The sequence below is a fragment of the Crocosphaera sp. genome, assembly GCF_030064895.1.
GTDB lineage: Bacteria > Cyanobacteriota > Cyanobacteriia > Cyanobacteriales > Microcystaceae > Crocosphaera.
The window spans coordinates 1-17,906 of the sequence record NZ_JASJEB010000101.1 but is presented as its reverse complement, the minus strand read 5'-3'; the positions used below and the strand labels follow the sequence as shown (position 1 = coordinate 17,906).

Genomic DNA, 17,906 nt, shown 5'->3' with positions numbered 1-17,906 from the left:
CTAGTTTCCCTAACACTTCATCCATGATGTCACTAGAAACAGTTTCCACGTTAAATTAAAAATCAATCAGATGGAAACTAATCAATAAATTTTCCTTGCTTATTGATATAACCTTTTTTTGTGCTAAATAGTCCTTTTTTTGTCACTAATGCACGTCCATTTTCAAAGTCATCAGCTTCTATAAATTTAGGTTTGATAACTATTTCAACAGTTTGATCAAAATAGCCGTATTTATTATCTACTCTTACTTTAGCCAATCCCTCAGAAAAACGACTAATCTCATAAAATTCAATAGGAACAATTATCTGACCATTTTTATCAATATAGCCCCATTTATTACCTACTCTTACGCCAGCTAATCCCTCAGAAAAACGACTAATTGCATCGAATTTAATAGGAACAATTATTTTACCATTTTTATCAATATAGCCCCATTTATTACCTACTCTTACGCCAGCTAATCCCTCTGAAAAAGGACTAATTTGATCAAATTTAATAGGAACAATTATTTTACCATTTTTATCAATATAGCCACATTTATTACCTACTCTTACGCCAGCTAATCCCTCTGAAAAAGGAATAATTGAATTGAATTGAATAGGAATAATTATTTTACCATTTTTATCAATATAGCCACATTTATTACCTACTCTTACGCCAGCTAATCCCTCTGAGAAAGGACTAATTTTATCAAATTCAATAGGAACAATTATCTGACCACTTTTATCAATATAGCTCCATTTATTACCTACTCTTACGCCTGCTAACCCCTCTGAAAAAGGACTAATTTCATCAAAGTCGATAGGAATAATTATCTGACCACTTTTATCGATATAGCCCCATTTCTTGTCCACTCTTACTTTAGCTAAACCGTCAGAAAAAGGACTAATTACATCAAATTTAATAGGAGCAATTATCTGACCACTTTTATCAATATAGCCCCATTTATTCTTTACTCTTACCTCAGCTAACCCCTCAGAAAAACTTCTAATCCAATCAAATTGAGGTTCAAAAACTACCTCTAGATTTTCATTAATATATCCCCACTTATTATCAATACAAACTTTTGCCAATCCTTCTATATCCTCAGAGAATTCTTTTACCTTATCCAAAAGCTGTATCGTAACAGTTTCTCCAGTTTGATCTTTGTATCCCCATTTATTACCTATTGAAATAGGGACTACGGGAGGAATTATTTTCTGATTATCTAAAACAATTTTTGTTGATGGTTTGGTTTTTTCTGGGGATAAAATTGGCTGAGAATCTACCGGTTGAGACTGTATAGAAGTAGTTACTGGAGTAGATATAATTTTATCTTTGGGTACAGGAGTAGAAGTAATATTAGGGGATATTTCTGGAGTATTTATAACGGGATTAGAAGGATTAATCGGGGATATTTCTGGAGTATTTATAACAGGAGGATAAGAAATATTAGGAGGTGTTTTTGATGGATTCAAAAGCTTTAAAATCTCAAGAGCAGTCTTAAACCTTTTCTTAATTGCCTTCTGCACCATTTTATCTAAAATCTGTCCTAATTCATCACTCACAGAAGTTGTTAAATAATCTCTCCATACCCAAGCATCTTCATAGCTACTAAATAAAGTAAAAGTATCAACCCCTGTTAATAAATGGATACAACTAAGTCCTAAACAATATAAATCGCTAGTAAAATTCGTTCTTCCTAACAATTGTTCAGGCGCAATATAACGAGGATCACCGATAATTGTTCCCGTTTTTAAGATAGCTGTTCCTGTTGCATGTCGCGCTGCACCAAAATCAACTAAAAAGAATTTATCTTCTTCATTTCCCTGTTGAATAATAATATTTTCTGGTTTAATATCTCGATGAATAAGATTATTTTCATGAACAAATTGCACCACAGGTAATAAACCTAGCAATAAATCCCTAATTTTAGCTTCAGTAAATACTCCCTCTGTTTTTAATTCTTGTGCTAAATTATCTCCATTAATATATTCTTGAACTAAATATAAATTATCTTCTTGTTCAAAATGTGCTAACAACGCAGGAATTTGAGAATGTTGTCCTAATTCCTCTAATCTCGACGCTTCTTCATTAAATAATTCCGTTGCTTTCTCCACACTATTTGTACCCTGAGAAGAAGGAAAAAATTGCTTAATCACACAGGGAGGTTTAGACGGTTTATCATTATCTACTGCTAAAAAAGTCTTCCCAAAACCACCTTGTCCAATCATTTTAATCGCGCGATAACGTTCCCTTAAAAGCAACTTTGAACCGCAAGACTGACAAAATTGATCTTGAGATGAATTTTCCCGATGCTGACAACCGTTATTAAGACAGTAACTCATAGCTCATAGTATAAGTGAGAAGTTAAGTTTTTAGCCCTTATTTATCTTTATGGTACATCAAAATATTCTCAACTATTGATTTTTTGGGCATAATACTATTATGCTCCTATGACATTGTGAATTTAGCTTCAATGATGACGACTATGGTACAACTAACTGAAAATATTACGGATACAGAATTGCTGCAAATGAGCTTACAAAACCCAGAATGACGCTGTAAAACATTGAACATTGAACATTGAACATTGAACATTGAACATTTTGGTTTCAAGCCTACTTCCAAACGAATGATAAATGTTAAATGATAAATGATAAATGATAAATGATAAATGAAATGACCCCTAATTATATAATATAGATAATGTTTGTTTAATTTATTTTCTATGACTACCACCCAAACTATTCCTAAACTTCTCAGTTTTGATGACTATATTAATGACTATCCAGAAGATGGTAAACAATATCAATTAATTGAGGGAAAATTAGTTGAAATGATGCGTCCTATAGGAAAACATGAAGAAATTGGCGGATTTATTGCTCTTGAGTTGGGCTTAGAAATTAGAAGGTTACAGTTGCCTTATTTTATCCCTAATACTGCTGCTATTAAAGCTAAAAGAGCGAATACTGGTTATATTCCTGATCTGATTATTTTGGATAGAGAAAATTTAGTTAATGATCCTTACTGGGAAAAAGCATCATCTATTTCTCTGGGAACTTCTGCTAAATTAGTAATAGAAATTGTTAGCTCTAATTGGCGTGATGATTATTTGAAGAAATTTGATGATTACGAAGCTTTGGGTATAGAAGAATATTGGATTATTGATTATCTAGCTAAAGGAGCAGCTAGATATATCGGAACACCAAAAGAACCAACAATCTCAATTTATCAGTTAATTGATGGAGAATATTACCCTAGTTTATTTAAAGGAGAAAATTGTCTCATTTCTAGGGTTTTTCCTGAATTAGTATTAACGGCTAATCAAGTATTTCAAGCAAGCAGTTAAATATCTTCTGGATTAATCCCTAATTCCCTTAATTTTGTTGCTAATTTTTCAGCCCGTTGATGTTCCTGTTCGGCTCTTTGACGTTCTTGTTCGGCTTTTTCTTTCTCCTCAGTATAACTTGAAAAAAGCTGTCCGTCAGGATGATAAATCATCAATTCGGGTTCTGCTAATTGAAACCTAATCCCTAAACGAGGACTTATCCAATTATCAATTTCCTCGATAATTTCTAACTCTTTTCCGTTTCTTAATAAACCACTAAAATCATTTTTATCGGGGTCATATATATAATATTCTTCTACTCCATGACGTTCATAAAATAGCAGTTTTCTATTCATTTCTTTTTGAGTATTCCCTGGGGAAAGGATTTCAAATACGACTTGAGGGGCAATATTATCTTCTTTCCATTGTTGATAGGAACCTCTGTCACCTTTGGGACGACGAAAAACTACCATAACATCAGGTGCTTGTCGTTTTTTATTATTACCTTCTAGGGGATACCATAATAAATCTCCTGCTACAAATACCTGTTCATCTTTAGTAAACAACCAATCTAAATTAGCCTTAATTGTTGTAATCCAACGAAATTGAACTGTATTATCCGCCATAGGATTACCGTCTCTTTCAGGATAAATTATTTCTGATGTGTTAACGCTTTCTAGTTGGGAAACCATAGGATTAATTATCAAGCACTGAATAGCTTATGTTTATGTTAACACAGACCCAACCTATTATTTCCGAATTTACCCTAAAATTATGAGTATTATTATAATCTTTTATACAGTTTTGATAGAGACGTTATCTCAAACGTCCCTAACACTTTTAACCCAAAAAGTAACTTTACTTTCATTAACGATTTATTATCCAATCTTTAATTAAACGGTTAACTTCATCGGGTATTTCATCGTGGGGACAATGACCTGCTTCTAGGTAGTGTTCTGTTAAATTAGGATAATATTGACGGTATTTTTCTCCTCTTTCTTGTGTATTCATCCAAGGATCTTTTTCTCCCCATAACATTAATAAGGGATGGGATAATTCTTGTAATAATTTGTCCACTGTTTCTCCTTGTGGTGTCTTGAAAACTGAGGCAAATACTTGTGCTGCCCCAACGTCACAAGAAGGACGATGAATGTCATTAACTAATTTGTCTGTAACCGCTTCTTGATTGTAATAAACTTTTTTCAGTGTCTTACGAATATTTTTAGGACGGCGCATATATTGGAATAGTAAATTAGTCGCCCAAGGTTGTAATAAGATAGAACGGATTGCTTTTTGGATTATGTTTGGTTTGCTGGCTTTTTGAGTATCACTAAAGGGACCGGCACTATTGAGTAAAATTAGTCCTTTAGAGGTTTCTGGACATTGAGAAGCAACACAAAGAGAGGCATAACCACCTAAAGAATTACCTGCTAAAATAACAGGTTGCCCGATAATTTCTGTAATAAAATCTTTTAATTGATCTCGCCAAAGATCACCACTATATTGTAATTCCGGTTTTCCAGAACGACCAAAACCTAATAAGTCAACCGCCCAGACTTCAAAATGTTCTTGTAATTGAGCAATATTTTTCTGCCAATGATCTGTAGATGCACCAAACCCGTGTATTAATAAGAGAGGAGGATGGTTAGATTGTTGTTTTCCAGCTTGGACATAGTAGATATTATGACCTTGCCATTGCCAGTATTGTCCGTTGGGAGAGGTGTTGGAAGAAAGATCAGCTATTTGCATTGCGATCGCAGTTTATAAAGAAATGTTAACACTCCTTTTAGTGTAACTGGTCATTCTTCAAGTTAACAAGGTTTCTAGACGTGAGTTGGCAGTTGGGAGTTCAGGGGTGCGATATTAGGTGTAGATATTGAGTCTGATAAACGCTATGGATAGAGAAGATTAATTAATTTGAGTCCATTGTTTAGCTTCAATAAAACGACTTAAATGTTTAACATTGGTGGTAGCTACTATTAATCTTTGACCTGGATATTCTTCTTGAATCAATTGACAAGTTGCTCCAATAATAACATCAGCATCAATGTTATTAAGTTCAGCCGTAGGAAGTCCTAAACGACGAGTTTCTGCCCATAATGTTGCGGAGTTTCTAAGGATAATTGTACTCACAGGAAGAAAATTAATTAGGTTGTGTAAATCATCTAGGTTTTTCAGTCCTTCTTCTTTTGTTCTTGACTTAACTCCTATTAATATCCCTCTTCTAACTTCATAATCACAAATATCCGAACTGACAATATTAACTCCCTTTGATAAAAAAGAATACAACCAATTTTTACAATCAACTACTTCTTTTCTTTCATTAGGAGAAGAGAGTAAACCTAAAACACCTGTATCGATAAAAATAATCATTCTTCGCTATAAAGTTTATGTCCTTCTGGTCGAAAACTATCAATGGTTTGTTTAAGATTTTCTAAGTATTCACTATTGGCTTTAATTTCTTCTTCTGTTAAATTTTCGGCTGCTTTGATTTGTTTTTCTAACCATTCCATCAATGGTTTATTTTTTTCGAGTTGTTCTTCTGGGGTTCGGCCATAATGTTTCATGTATGGTTCAAAAATCCCTGATGGTTGATTAAGTTGTTTTTTCATGTTTATTTCTCCTCTATAATTTAAGGTTAGCTACTTTTATTTTATATCAATTATACAAAATAATACTAAAGATTTTGATTACGAGCAATCGCCTCTCAGAAATTCCTACAAAATAAATTAATTCTCGTTGTGCATCCTAACAGTTGAAAGCGGTGATATCGTTTTATTTTCTAATAATTAAAACATCATTATTTAAAAACATCTTAAAATGTGAATATTATTTCTCTAACCTTTTTTCAATACCACTTAAAGGAACGTGAGAAATATCTACTTCCACGTTCCTTTAATTATAAACCGTTAATTTGATTCCATTTTCTGTTGCAGCAATTCATAGTTTTGCTTTAATATCATTGTCTGAGGATGATTTTCTCCTAGTAATTTCTTGGTTAGTTCTAGTGACTGTTTTAAAAAAGGTTCTGCTTCTGAGTATCTTCCTTGATCCATATATAATCCTGCTAAGTTATTGAAGAGAAGAGCCATATATGGATGATTTTCTCCTAGTAGTTTTTTTATTAGTTCTAGCGACTGTAAATAAAGAGATTCTGCTTCTGAGTATCTTCCTTGCTTATCGTATAATCCAGCTAAATTATTGAGACCAGTTGCTACGTCTGGATGATTTTCTCCTAGTAGTTTTTTTGTTAGTTCTAGCGACTGTAAATAAAGAGGTTCTGCTTCTGAGTATTTTCCTTGATTCATATATAATAATGCCAAGTTATTCAGACTAGCTGCCACGTCTGGATGATTTTCTCCTAATAATTTTTTTCTTAGTTCTAGTGATTGTAAATAAAGAGGTTCTGCTTCTGAGTATCTTCCTTGATTTCTATATAATTCTGCTAAATTATTGAGACTAGTCGCCACGTCTGTATGCTCTTCTCCTAGTAGTTTTTTTTCAAGTTCTAGTGATTGTAAATAAAGAGGTTCTGCTTCTGAGTATCTTCCTTGATCCATATATAATCCTGCTAAGTTATTGAGGATAATTGCCATATATTGATTCTCTTCTCCTAGTAGTTTTGTTATTAGTTTTAGTGACTGTAAATAAAGAGGTTTTGCTTCTGAATATCTTCCTTGATTTCTGTATAATTCTGCTAAGTTGTTGAGACTAATTGCCACGTTTATATGTTCTTCTCCGAATTGTCTTTGGTTTTGTTCAAGTTCCCGGATTAAAATCTGTTCTTGTCCTTCATATATTGTTTGAGCTTTGTATAAAGGTATTGACCTTTTAGGGTTAGTTATAGCAGTCGCCAAGGCTATTAGGACATTTTTCTGTTGCCTGTTGCCTGTTGCCTGTTGCCTTAAAATACAATTTATGTGTCCTAACTAACCTGTCTATTGCTATACTACAAAAGAATAGTTTTCATAGGATGGTGTTGACTTTTCATTATTAATCCATTGATTTGATTCTTTAGCAAGAATAGCTGAATTAGAAATAATTAGTGTTGATGCTCCTGTAAAAAGAGCAATAAATATTTTCATTGAACTAATCTCCTTATAATAATTAAATAAAAGTATAACTAATTTTTTAAAATATTGAAGAGTGTAGTGTAAATCAGTTTGAAATTTAATTAAAATTTAAGATAGTTAGAGCAGTCTTTCTGAAGTCTTTATATTATATTAATGTGGGCATAATGGTATTATGCCCCTACGGTGTAATTTTGTAGGGGTTTAACACTGTTAAACCCTCATACAATTTTTTACTACTGTGGAAATTTCCGCTTTTCAGTTCAGTTCTAAGACCACAATAGAAAAAGGATTAACTTGATAATTATTAGAGATAACATTAGCTTCTTCCACTGACCAATAATTACAGTTAGTTTCCGCCCAAGCTGCTGTATCAATAATAAGTCGCCATTGTTGATTTTCCTCTGGAATAGAAAAAGAAACCGGTTGAGAATACATATTAATTAGTAGCAAGAAATCATGGTCATTAACCTCGCTACCATCGATGCGTAACCAAATACAACGATCGCCTTCTTCTAAATCACTATAACCGTCAACCTTCTTAAACTGATAAGTAACATCATTCCCCGAGTCCATATCAAAATCAGCGTATTGATGTTGTCGCAAGGCTACATGATTTTTCCGTAAGTGGGCAACATAAGCAGCAAACTTAAACAAAGGGTTGCAACCATCACTATTAGTCCCTGTGCCAAAATTATCGTGATAAACCCCTCCATTTTCCGTAGGAACCGCAGTAGGGCTGTTTGTGGCGATCATTTGATAATTGTTCCATGTCGCCACACTATCGACGTTATAAGGGTTATTATTACCGTTTTGGGTTCTGGCCAACTCATCCCCCCAAACAACCATGGGTACACCCCGAGATAAGAACAAAATTGTCCAAAAGTTGCGCAACCGTTGCCGTCTCAGGGAAACATCACCATCGGAGTCCCAGGAATCATTGTTATCGTTGCCCCCATCGGAAGGACCAAAAGGCCAAGGATTACCATTATTTTTCTGGTTATAACTGACTAAATCCATCAATGTAAAGCCATCGTGGGCCACTAAAAAATTGATAGATCGTTGCGGCCCCCCTTGATCGTTGAAACTTTCGTAATCTCCGTTAACTTGACTGAGAAAAGTCATAGTATTGCCGTCTCCCTTGGAAAAACGGCGTACAGCGTCCCGATAACGTCCATTCCATTCCCCCCACCCAAAGGGAAAATTACCAACCTCATAGCCCCAAATATCCCAGGCTTCGGCGATAATTTCTGCGTCGTGTTCCTCTCCCAATCGTTTGATGTTTTGCAGGAGGGGATGTTGAGGGAAAAATTGTCTTTGTTCGTCCCAGTTCATTCTCGCAAAAGCACTAGGGGTTCTGCCTAAAACGGGGGCGAGATCGAACCTGAAGCCATCCACTCCCATTTCTTCTAACCAATAGGTCAAAGAGTCAATGACTAAATTTTGTGTGACAATGTGGGAATAATTGAATTGATTACCGCATCCTGTAGCCCCATCGACTAAGCGGTTATCATCGGTCAAAACGTAGTATTCTCTAGTGTCAAAACCGCCAAAACAGATAAACGCGGCGACGTTTTTATCTTCGGCGTTTCCTCCTTCTCCGCTATGGTTATAAACTACATCCAGATACACCTCTAACCCTTCATCGTGAAACGCTTTGACCATTTGTTTAAACTCACGAGTGGGTCCACCAGGAGATTTATCATAAGCATAACGGCGATCGGGGGCAAAAAACCCATAAGTCATATAACCCCAATAATTACCCCCTGGTTGGTCATCTGGGTTACAATCGTTATCGATCTCGTGAACGGGTAAAAGTTCTATGGTGGTTAAGCCTAACGCTTTCAGGTATTTAGCCATATAACCAGCACCAAGGTATGTTCCTCGGTATTCTTCGGGAATATTTTCTACTGCTTCAAACCCTTCTATTCCCTGTAAAATGTCTTGTAGTCGCGAGGATGATTGATGTTGAGTTAACCCTCGCACATGGGCCTCATAAATGGCTGCATCTTGTGCCGCTATATGGGGTCGATCGCCTGTAGAAACGTTGTCTGGGGCGATGACAATACCTTTAGGAACCCATTTTCCGGTATCGTATTCTCGACTGATACAACCATGATAATCTAGGCTTCCGGTACAGTACATCCCTCCATCTTCACCGGCTTCTAACATGGCCGGGTCAGTTTTATCATGGGACATTTCTCTGGCGTAGGGATCATATAAGACTTTATTGGGGTTAAAGCGGTTGCCTTGATCGTCTACATCTTGCTTAAAACCTAGATTAGAGTTACCTCGTTGCCATCCTTCTTTATATTCCCAGTTGGGTCCCCAGCAACGAAATGCGTAGAAGCTACCTGGGGGCAGTTTAGCGACTTTAGCGCGCCAAATATCGTCTTGGGGGTTCTTTTTTAACCAATAATCGTATTTTGCGTCTTCTTCTGTGGGGGAAAGATAAATTTCTAAGAGTATACGAGTCGCACGTTTGGAATAAACAGCAAAGGTAACGTCGTCTTTTTGATAATGTGCGCCCAAGGGATAAGCTGCATTTTGCCAAGTTGCTTCTTCTAAGGGTGCATATTTTCCTGAAATGGGATGTTGCTCACCGACTTTTTGGTTTGCCATAGTTGTCAATCAAAATTTAGAATTAAATATCTTTAATAAGAGACTTAAGTAGGGGCTTAATACTATTAAGCCCCTACATTTTTACTCACCAGAATGTTAATACAGTTTACTAGACTGTATTAGTTTAAATGACTTTTAAAAAGGCCATTTCCAGTCAGTAATTTCTGGTTTATCGATGCCGTTTTCGTAAGCATAGGCGCGATGTTCAATGATGGCATTTTTCATCCGTTGTTGAACATAAGCTGCGGCTGAACCTAACTTAGGAACTCGATCAATGACATCTAAAACTAAGTTAAAGCGGTCAATTTGGTTATTCATTGCTAATTCTAAAGGTGTGTTAATGTTACCTTTTTCTTTGTAGCCACGAACATGAAGATTATGGTGATTGGTATGACGATAGGTTAATTTATGAATTAACCAAGGATAACCATGAAAATTGAAGATGATTGGCTTATCAACTGTAAACAAAGTGTCAAATTCACGAGAAGAAAGTCCATGAGGATGTTCTTCTGCTGGTTGCAGTTTAAATAAGTCCACTACGTTGATGAAACGGACTTTTAAATCAGGGAATTCTTCCCTTAAAATGGCGGTTGCTGCTAACGCTTCTTTAGTGGCAACATCACCACAACAAGCCATAATTACATCGGGTTCATCGGGAGATTTTCCACAGTCGTCGTTACTAGCCCATTCCCAAATACCAATACCTTTGGTACAGTGTTTGATGGCTTCGTCCATGGTTAAATATTGCAGATGTTTTTGTTTATCAGCAACAATAACATTGACGTAATCTTTACTATTTAAACAGTGGTTCCCAACGGATAATAAGGTGTTAACATCTGGTGGAAAATAAACCCGAACTACACCGGCACTCTTATTAGTAACAAGGTCAACATATCCGGGATCTTGGTGGGAGAAACCGTTATGATCTTGTCTCCAAACTGTGGAAGAAAGGAGGATATTTAAAGAAGAAATAGGCGCGCGCCAAGGTACTTCATTTTTACAAATATCTAACCATTTTGCGTGTTGATTAAACATAGAATCAACTACGTGGGCAAAGGCTTCATAGGTGTGGAAAAAGCCGTGACGACCTGTTAATAAATACCCTTCTAACCATCCTTGTAGGGTGTGTTCACTTAACATTTCCATCACCCGACCATCGGTGGTGATCTCTGTTCCGTCTGCGTCTGCATCGATAATATCAGCCATCCAGACTTTTTTGCTGACTTCATAGATAGCGTTGAGACGATTAGAGGCGGTTTCATCTGGTCCAAAGACACGGAAACTGTTCATGTTATTGGCCATGACATCCCGTAAAAATACTCCTAAAGGACGGGTATTTTCGGCTTCTACTGCACCAGGTTTGTCCACTTCTACGCCATACTCCCGAAAATCAGGCATTTTCAGGTCTTTGCGCAATAAACCACCGTTAGCGTAAAGGGTGGCACTAATACGACGGTTTCCTGTGGGTGCTAACTCTTTTAACTCGGGTAATAATGTTCCGTTGTCGTCAAACAGTTCTTCTGGTTTATAGCTTTTTAACCAGTCTTCTAAGACTTTAATGTGTGCAGGGTTCCCGTGCATTCCGGATAAGGGGACTTGGTGCGATCTCCAGAAGTCTTCGGTCTTTTTCCCATCAACTTGTTTGGGACCGGTCCACCCTTTGGGGGAACGTAGAACAATCATGGGCCACATGGGACGTTTGGCCACTCCTGTATCACGGGCCTCTTTTTGGATCTCTTTAATCTCTGCGATCGCAGTTTCCATGGTTGCAGCCATGGCTTGATGCATGAGATCGGGATCGGAACCTTCTACGAAATAGGGTTTATAACCGTATCCTTTGAAGAGATATTCTAATTCTTCGTGAGAGATACGGGCTAAAATGGTGGGGTTAGCGATTTTATAACCGTTGAGGTGTAAAACGGGTAATACTGCACCGTCTCTGATGGGGTTAATAAATTTGTTAGAATGCCATGCAGTAGCTAAGGGTCCTGTTTCTGCTTCTCCGTCTCCTACTACAGCAACAGTGATCAGGTCGGGATTATCTAACACAGATCCGTAGGCATGGGATAAACTATATCCTAATTCTCCTCCTTCGTGGATGGAACCGGGGGTTTCTGGGGTGCAGTGACTACCGATACCACCGGGGAAGGAAAACTGTTTGAAAAAGGCTTTCATTCCTTCTTCGTCTTCGCTTTTTTCGGGGTAAACTTCGGAGTAAGTTCCTTCTAAATAAACGGGTCCTAAAATACCGGGCGCACCATGACCTGGCCCTGCCATATAAACAACATCTAAATCGTATTTTTTGATGAGGCGATTAAGATGAATGTAGATAAAACTTAAGCCAGGACTTGATCCCCAGTGACCTAATAAACGGTTTTTAACATGGTCTTCTGTGAGGGTTTCTTTTAGTAAAGGATTATCTTTTAGATAGATCATGCCAACGGCTAAATAGTTACAAGCACGCCAGTAAGCATGAATTTTTCTCAATTCTTCGGGGGAGAGGGGAGTTTCTTGTACTTGCGGTTTCTCGGGTGTTGCAACCATTAATTATAACTCCAATGATTTCTTATTTTTGAGGTTTAACAGGTTAAATTATTAATATTTTTCCTGTTGATAAAGTCACGATTAGGACTTATGGCTTAATATAATACTTTATAATGATAAAATCAATGTGAATTTAGTATTTTTTTAATATTTTGGTATTTACTTGGTTACTTAACCTATTGTTAACTTCGTCTTTTGGTTTCAGTTACTATTAATTATTCATTCTTAATTCTAAGTTTTTAGTAAGTATTTATCAAGTATTTTTCAGTATTTAGCTAACAGATGAAAGCGTCAAAAATTGGCTTTATTTTTCAAAGTTTATCTATATAAAATGATACTTCTAAGTTTTAGTTTTAATTTCATTTTCATCAACTTAGACTACATAAATTTATATTGTAGGGGTCAACTTTTGTTAACCCCTAAGAATGACTTTAGATTATAATCATTCATCCTTTTAACAAATTAAAAATCAGGGATAGTTTTTCTTAAATTCATGAGGTATACTTTAATTTTACAGAAAATATTTGGGTCTAAAACCCCTCCTTTTAAGGCGCATAGTTTTTGAAACTGAGCATAAATCTTTGTTTCAAAAACAACATCTGTGCCATAGCACCGGAACGTACTTCTGACTTCTGAGTTCTGACTTCTGACTTCGTTAATCCCCGTTCCCTAACAATGAAAACCGCTATATTTTGATGTTAACCTCAAAGCAATTTTAATAACGAGGGAAATTATAAAACTCTCAAAATAAAAGGATAGCGAAACACTTTATTAGGATCAGTTAACACTTTAACAATAGCAATAATTGGCATTACTATCACAACAATTCCTAAAATACTTAACAATAACCAACCAATTAAAATTAGGGTTAAAATTCCGAAAATAATACCATATAACCAAGCATTAAGATGAAAATTTAAAGCCTCTTTCGCATTATTTTGGACAATTTCATCATCAGAGATAAAAAGAATGACAATGGGAACTCCAATACAGACAAAAGTGGCACTAAAAAAGATCGATCCGTGACAAAGAGCGGATAATAATTTTCTTTTTGCAATTTCGTTACTCATAACAATAATTTCCTCAATTCATCACTTATTAAGATAACAAAACTAACATCATTTGTGGATGGGGTGTAAGCATCCTGCTTGCTGTTTTTGTGCTACTCATTTCTACGATCACTAATTAAAATAACAAGAGTTCGTTAATTTTAACGCCCTCTTGTTTCTATTTTAATTAACAGCAGCCGCGCAAACCCGACTAATAGCTGTTTCTAACTTTTCAGCAGCTTGATCAATTTCTTCTTCTGTGACAATTAAAGGAGGAACAAACCGCAATACTTTGGGTCCGGCCGGGGCTAATAATAACCCTTCATCCATAGCTGCTTTAACAAGTTCAATGGAGGTAATGGACATTTCCTCGTTAATTTCCATACCATTAATTAACCCCCAACCGCGCACATCTGTAAATAGGGTGGGATCTTTTTGTGCCATCGCCCGTAAACGAGTGCGTAACTGTTCCCCTCTCGCCTGAACATTTTGCAAGATATTATCTTGTTCGATGGTTTTGAGCACTGTCAAAGCTGCGGCAGAGGCTAAAGGGTTCCCTCCGAAGGTACTAGCGTGGGTTCCAGGGGTCAAAACGTTACAAAACTCTTTGCACATCATTGCCCCAATGGGAACGCCTCCTGCTAACCCTTTCGCGCTAGTTAAGACATCTGGTTCAACTCCTAAGTTTTCGTAACCCCAGAGTTTCCCACTGCGGCCAACACCAACTTGTACCTCATCAAAGACCAAAAGTATATTATTTTCGTCACAAATCTTTCTTAAACGGAGAAAATAGTCCATTTCCCCGGGTCTTACCCCTCCTTCTCCCTGTAGGGGTTCTAACATAATGGCAGCAACCCGACGGTTGCCTTCATCCATATCTGCGATCGCGTGTTCAACGGCTTTGATATCATTGTAGGGAATATAGGCAAACCCGGGCATCAAGGGTTCAAAGTCTTGTTGATATTTAGGTTGTCCAGTGGCGGTAATAGTGGCTAAGGTACGTCCATGAAAACTGGCTTTAGCGGTTAAAATAACGGGTTGTTCTAAAAAGTCGAGAACGGTGTGGGCGTATTTACGAATGAGTTTAATAGCTGCTTCGTTAGCTTCTGCCCCAGAATTACAGAAAAATACTTTATCAGCACAAGAATGCTCGATCATCCACTGTGCTAGTTCTCCTTGTTGGGGAATATAGTATAAATTGGAGACGTGATGGAGGGATTGAATTTGTTCGCTGACGCTTTTGACTAAAGCAGGGTGGCCATGGCCAAGGGTACAAGTGGCAATACCGGCCACAAAGTCAAGATATTCCTTGCCGTTGGTATCCCAGAGACGACACCCTTCCCCCTTTTCGATGGCGATGGGAAACCGTCCATAAGTGTGCATCACATAGGTATCAAACTGTTGCGGATCGAAGGATTGAGTAGGGTTTTTTGGTAGGGTAGTATGGGTCACGGTTGGCTCCTGAAAAAGTCGCGTTACGCTCTACAGGCAATTGTAATCAATCTGGGGAGCGAAGTTAGATTTTGTTTATATTTTTCCCAGATTTGATTGTTATTTGCTTATAAATTATTTATTAACAGAGTTATTGAGTCTTATTTTGGAAATTATATACCTATATACCTAAGTATTAATGGTAGGAAATTTTATTTATTTCTGTTGCCTGTTTCCCTCTTATATAAAAGAATAATCTATGAGTTTATTTTCATAATTAATAACTTATTGCTATAAAAATCAGCATTATTTTGTTAAACTAAAATAGTTCATAATCTTATAATTATCTCGTTCATTGTTTATCTATGACCTCTTTTAACGCTTCGATTTATGGTTTAGGATTACACACCACAAGTTCAGAATTAGGACTCAGTTTAAGTAATTTTTCAACAGAAAATCATACTGAAACTTGGTATTTAGACAGACAATTATCTAATTATTTACACCAATATTTACAAGAATTTATTAAACCAAAAAATTGGCAAGATTTTCAGTTTATTGCAGTGGCAAAAGGACCTGGAAGTTTTACAAGTAATCGTATTGGTATGGTAGCTGCCCGTACTTTAGCCCAACAATTAAACATTCCTTTGTTTGGTATTTCTAGTTTAGCCGCTTTTGCTTGGTTTAACCAGGGAAAATATGAAATTAATCAGCCTATTTTTGTACAGATGAAAGCTTCCAGAGGACAGTTTTATGGGGCTATTTATTGTAAAAATAAACAAGAAAATGGTTTAGATATTATTTTAAATGATACAGTAATGAAACCGGAAGATTGGGAGAAAACTTTGCAAGATTTAAACCTGTCTTGTCAACCTTTAATTACTCCTTCAAAATTAGGCATGACAGCGAGTTCTATCTTAGAATTAGCTTATTATCAATGGCAACAAGGAAAACGTCCCCATTGGTCAGACATTATACCTTTTTATGGAATGTCTGTGGTCTAATAGAACATGGTATCATCAGCAGAACGAACTCGCTGCATTCCTGCATCAGCAAAACGTTGAAAAGCTGCGTCTGCTTGGGCTGAAAAATCTATAACATCAGGGATAACAACAGGAGAAGTACAGTCTTCTAAGAGATAAACTTTTTTAGCTAAATTAGAATCTTTTTCCTTAATTTCTGTTAATAAATCTTCCACAGTCCAAGCAACACAATGACTTTTAGCTTGACCTGCTACAATTATTTTATCATAAGATAGTAATTTATTGAGAAATCTCGTATTTTTCGACGCTATATTTTCTCCTTTATTATCTTCTAATACTTCGGGACTTAAAACAGAATAATTTTCTGTTAAAGGGTTATTCCCTTTGATTTCAAATTGTGTTTGACTGCTGCGAACAATACTATGGAAAAATAAGGCTTCTTCAACGGAAGAAACTAAAGCATGACCAATTCCTCCTAACATAGAATGATAAGGCCAAATAGTCAGAGGATACTTACTATTTTCTGTTAATTTTTCAACATAATGTAAGACATATTCTTCCAGTTTTTGCAAGGAAATGTTTAAATTGTTAGCAATATTTTGATTTACTTGCCATCGTCCTTGTTTAACATCTTCATAGGAAATCATCGTAATACCTGCTTGAGGATTATTCCCCTTTTCATCTACCCAAAAAATAGGGTGAAAAATTTGCATCGCTGTATGGGTATCCATTGTCGCTACGATGTTAGTAATATTAGCTAAATTTCTATAGATAAATTGACATAAACGTATGTTATCTTCTACTGCACCATTCCCAGATTTTCCAGCAACAAATAATTCAAAATCAGGTAAACAAAAAGTATTTTGGACATCAATTAATAACAATATAATTTTCGTTTTATCTTCTTGTGATGAAGATATTTTATACTTTTCTCGCCATTTTTTAGCTTCTTCTGCTCGTTTTTGATAATAAACTCGCCAAAATTGATTTACTTTTTTAGGCTCAAAAAAAGAAGGGATGGGTAAAGATTTCATGTTTTTTATTGTGCTTATTTCGTGGAAAATATAAATCAGTCATCAACAAGTTATTTTTGGGAGTTGCGGCGCAGACTTAATCCTAAAATTCATTTAGTAATTGATTAGGTGGGAAATCAATTTCAGCCACTTCTCCTATCTAAATTTAATATTTTTTCTTGAGAGTTGGGAAAGCTTAGTAACTCCCATTAGTTTCATGTCTCTCTCTATCTCATTCTTCATATTTGAAATAGCCTTTTCCACCCCTTGTTGGCCACCAGCGGCCAAAGCGTATAAATACCATCTTCCCCCAGAACAAGCTTTGGCTCCAACTGAAAGAGCTTTAAGAACATGAGTTCCTCTCCTAATACCACCATCACAGATGACATCAATTTCATCTCCCACCGCATCTACTATATCTGCTAACTGGTCAAAAGGGGAGATAGAACCATCTAGTTGACGACCACCGTGATTAGAAACCATAATGGCATCAGCACCGATATCCACGGCTCTTTTTGCATCTTCCACACTCATTACTCCTTTCAGGCAAAACTTTTTCCCCCATTTTTGCTTAATTTCCTCGGCATCTTTCCAATCCATTGATTGATCAAGCATATTACTGAAATAATCTCCAATGGATACTGATATGTTACTGCCTTGGGAAACATATTTTTCTAGTTGAGGCAAGGCGAATCTTTCACGAAAAACATAATTTAATGACCAATAAGGATGTAAGGCGAAACTAAGTGAACTACCCCAACTTGCTTACGCTGAAGTTGGGGCTTCTGAACTCACAGGGGTATGCCTCAAGACAGACTTACGGCCACCTTTTGGTCTTACTTCCCCTCCTTCAGCAGCAGTCCTGGTTCCCAAGACCGATAATT

Annotated in this window: 13 protein-coding genes and 1 pseudogene; 2 read left to right on the top strand and 12 right to left on the bottom strand. The window is 36.3% G+C overall.

The features are described 5' to 3' along the window. Positions 1 to 77: 77 nt before the first annotated feature. Positions 78 to 2,327 (bottom strand): WG repeat-containing protein, encoded by a 2,250-nt coding sequence (locus tag QNJ66_RS19715; RefSeq protein ID WP_300510027.1) that lies wholly within the window; start codon positions 2,325 to 2,327, stop codon positions 78 to 80. Positions 2,328 to 2,710: 383 nt separating this feature from the next. Here QNJ66_RS19715 and QNJ66_RS19710 point away from each other — a divergent pair, with 383 nt between their 5' ends. Next, positions 2,711 to 3,331, top strand: a complete 621-nt coding sequence (locus QNJ66_RS19710; protein ID WP_300510025.1) for a Uma2 family endonuclease — start codon at positions 2,711 to 2,713, stop codon at positions 3,329 to 3,331. On the opposite strand, the gene QNJ66_RS19705 is transcribed toward QNJ66_RS19710, so the two are convergent. The 9 genes from QNJ66_RS19705 to QNJ66_RS19665 all read right to left on the bottom strand — a co-directional run bounded on the left by QNJ66_RS19705 (position 3,328) and on the right by QNJ66_RS19665 (position 15,047). Then, positions 3,328 to 4,002 carry a Uma2 family endonuclease gene (locus QNJ66_RS19705; protein ID WP_300510023.1) on the bottom strand — a complete coding sequence of 225 codons (675 nt, stop codon included), beginning with the start codon at positions 4,000 to 4,002 and terminating at the stop codon, positions 3,328 to 3,330. The two genes, QNJ66_RS19710 and QNJ66_RS19705, sit on opposite strands and share 4 nt — an antisense overlap. Positions 4,003 to 4,177: 175 nt before the next feature. Beyond that, positions 4,178 to 5,059: an alpha/beta fold hydrolase gene (locus QNJ66_RS19700; protein WP_300510020.1), complete on the bottom strand. Its 882-nt coding sequence runs from the start codon at positions 5,057 to 5,059 to the stop codon at positions 4,178 to 4,180. 159 nt (positions 5,060 to 5,218) lie between these two features. Then, positions 5,219 to 5,683, bottom strand: coding sequence for a type II toxin-antitoxin system VapC family toxin (locus tag QNJ66_RS19695; RefSeq protein WP_300510018.1), 465 nt, complete (start codon positions 5,681 to 5,683; stop codon positions 5,219 to 5,221). After that, a complete protein-coding gene (locus QNJ66_RS19690) occupies positions 5,680 to 5,922 on the bottom strand; it encodes a hypothetical protein (protein ID WP_300510016.1) in 243 nt (80 codons plus the stop codon). The genes QNJ66_RS19695 and QNJ66_RS19690 overlap by 4 nt, the downstream gene beginning before the upstream one ends. Positions 5,923 to 6,219: 297 nt before the next feature. Further along, positions 6,220 to 7,167 carry a tetratricopeptide repeat protein gene (locus tag QNJ66_RS19685; RefSeq protein ID WP_366146296.1) on the bottom strand — a complete coding sequence of 316 codons (948 nt, stop codon included), beginning with the start codon at positions 7,165 to 7,167 and terminating at the stop codon, positions 6,220 to 6,222. 471 nt (positions 7,168 to 7,638) lie between these two features. Beyond that, the gene (locus tag QNJ66_RS19680; protein WP_300510014.1) at positions 7,639 to 10,002 is read right to left on the bottom strand and encodes an isoamylase; all 2,364 of its coding nucleotides are present in this window, start codon (positions 10,000 to 10,002) and stop codon (positions 7,639 to 7,641) included. Between the two features lie 135 nt (positions 10,003 to 10,137). After that, positions 10,138 to 12,546 (bottom strand): phosphoketolase, encoded by a 2,409-nt coding sequence (locus QNJ66_RS19675; RefSeq protein WP_300510012.1) that lies wholly within the window; start codon positions 12,544 to 12,546, stop codon positions 10,138 to 10,140. A 731-nt stretch (positions 12,547 to 13,277) separates the two neighbouring features. Then, positions 13,278 to 13,616 (bottom strand): DUF4870 domain-containing protein, encoded by a 339-nt coding sequence (locus QNJ66_RS19670; protein WP_300510010.1) that lies wholly within the window; start codon positions 13,614 to 13,616, stop codon positions 13,278 to 13,280. Between the two features lie 162 nt (positions 13,617 to 13,778). Further along, a complete protein-coding gene (locus QNJ66_RS19665) occupies positions 13,779 to 15,047 on the bottom strand; it encodes an aspartate aminotransferase family protein (protein WP_300510009.1) in 1,269 nt (422 codons plus the stop codon). A gap of 344 nt (positions 15,048 to 15,391) precedes the next feature. Here QNJ66_RS19665 and tsaB point away from each other — a divergent pair, with 344 nt between their 5' ends. After that, entirely contained in the window at positions 15,392 to 16,030 is a 639-nt protein-coding gene (tsaB, locus tag QNJ66_RS19660) for a tRNA (adenosine(37)-N6)-threonylcarbamoyltransferase complex dimerization subunit type 1 TsaB (protein ID WP_300510007.1), read from the top strand. Here tsaB and QNJ66_RS19655 read toward each other — a convergent pair. After that, complete coding sequence (locus QNJ66_RS19655) at positions 16,027 to 17,043, bottom strand: isochorismatase (protein WP_300510005.1); 1,017 nt, start codon at positions 17,041 to 17,043, stop codon at positions 16,027 to 16,029. The genes tsaB and QNJ66_RS19655 overlap by 4 nt on opposite strands. Positions 17,044 to 17,178: 135 nt before the next feature. Further along, positions 17,179 to 17,757, bottom strand: a pseudogene (locus QNJ66_RS19650) (alpha-hydroxy acid oxidase); the annotation flags it as partial. Positions 17,758 to 17,906 lie beyond the last annotated feature (149 nt).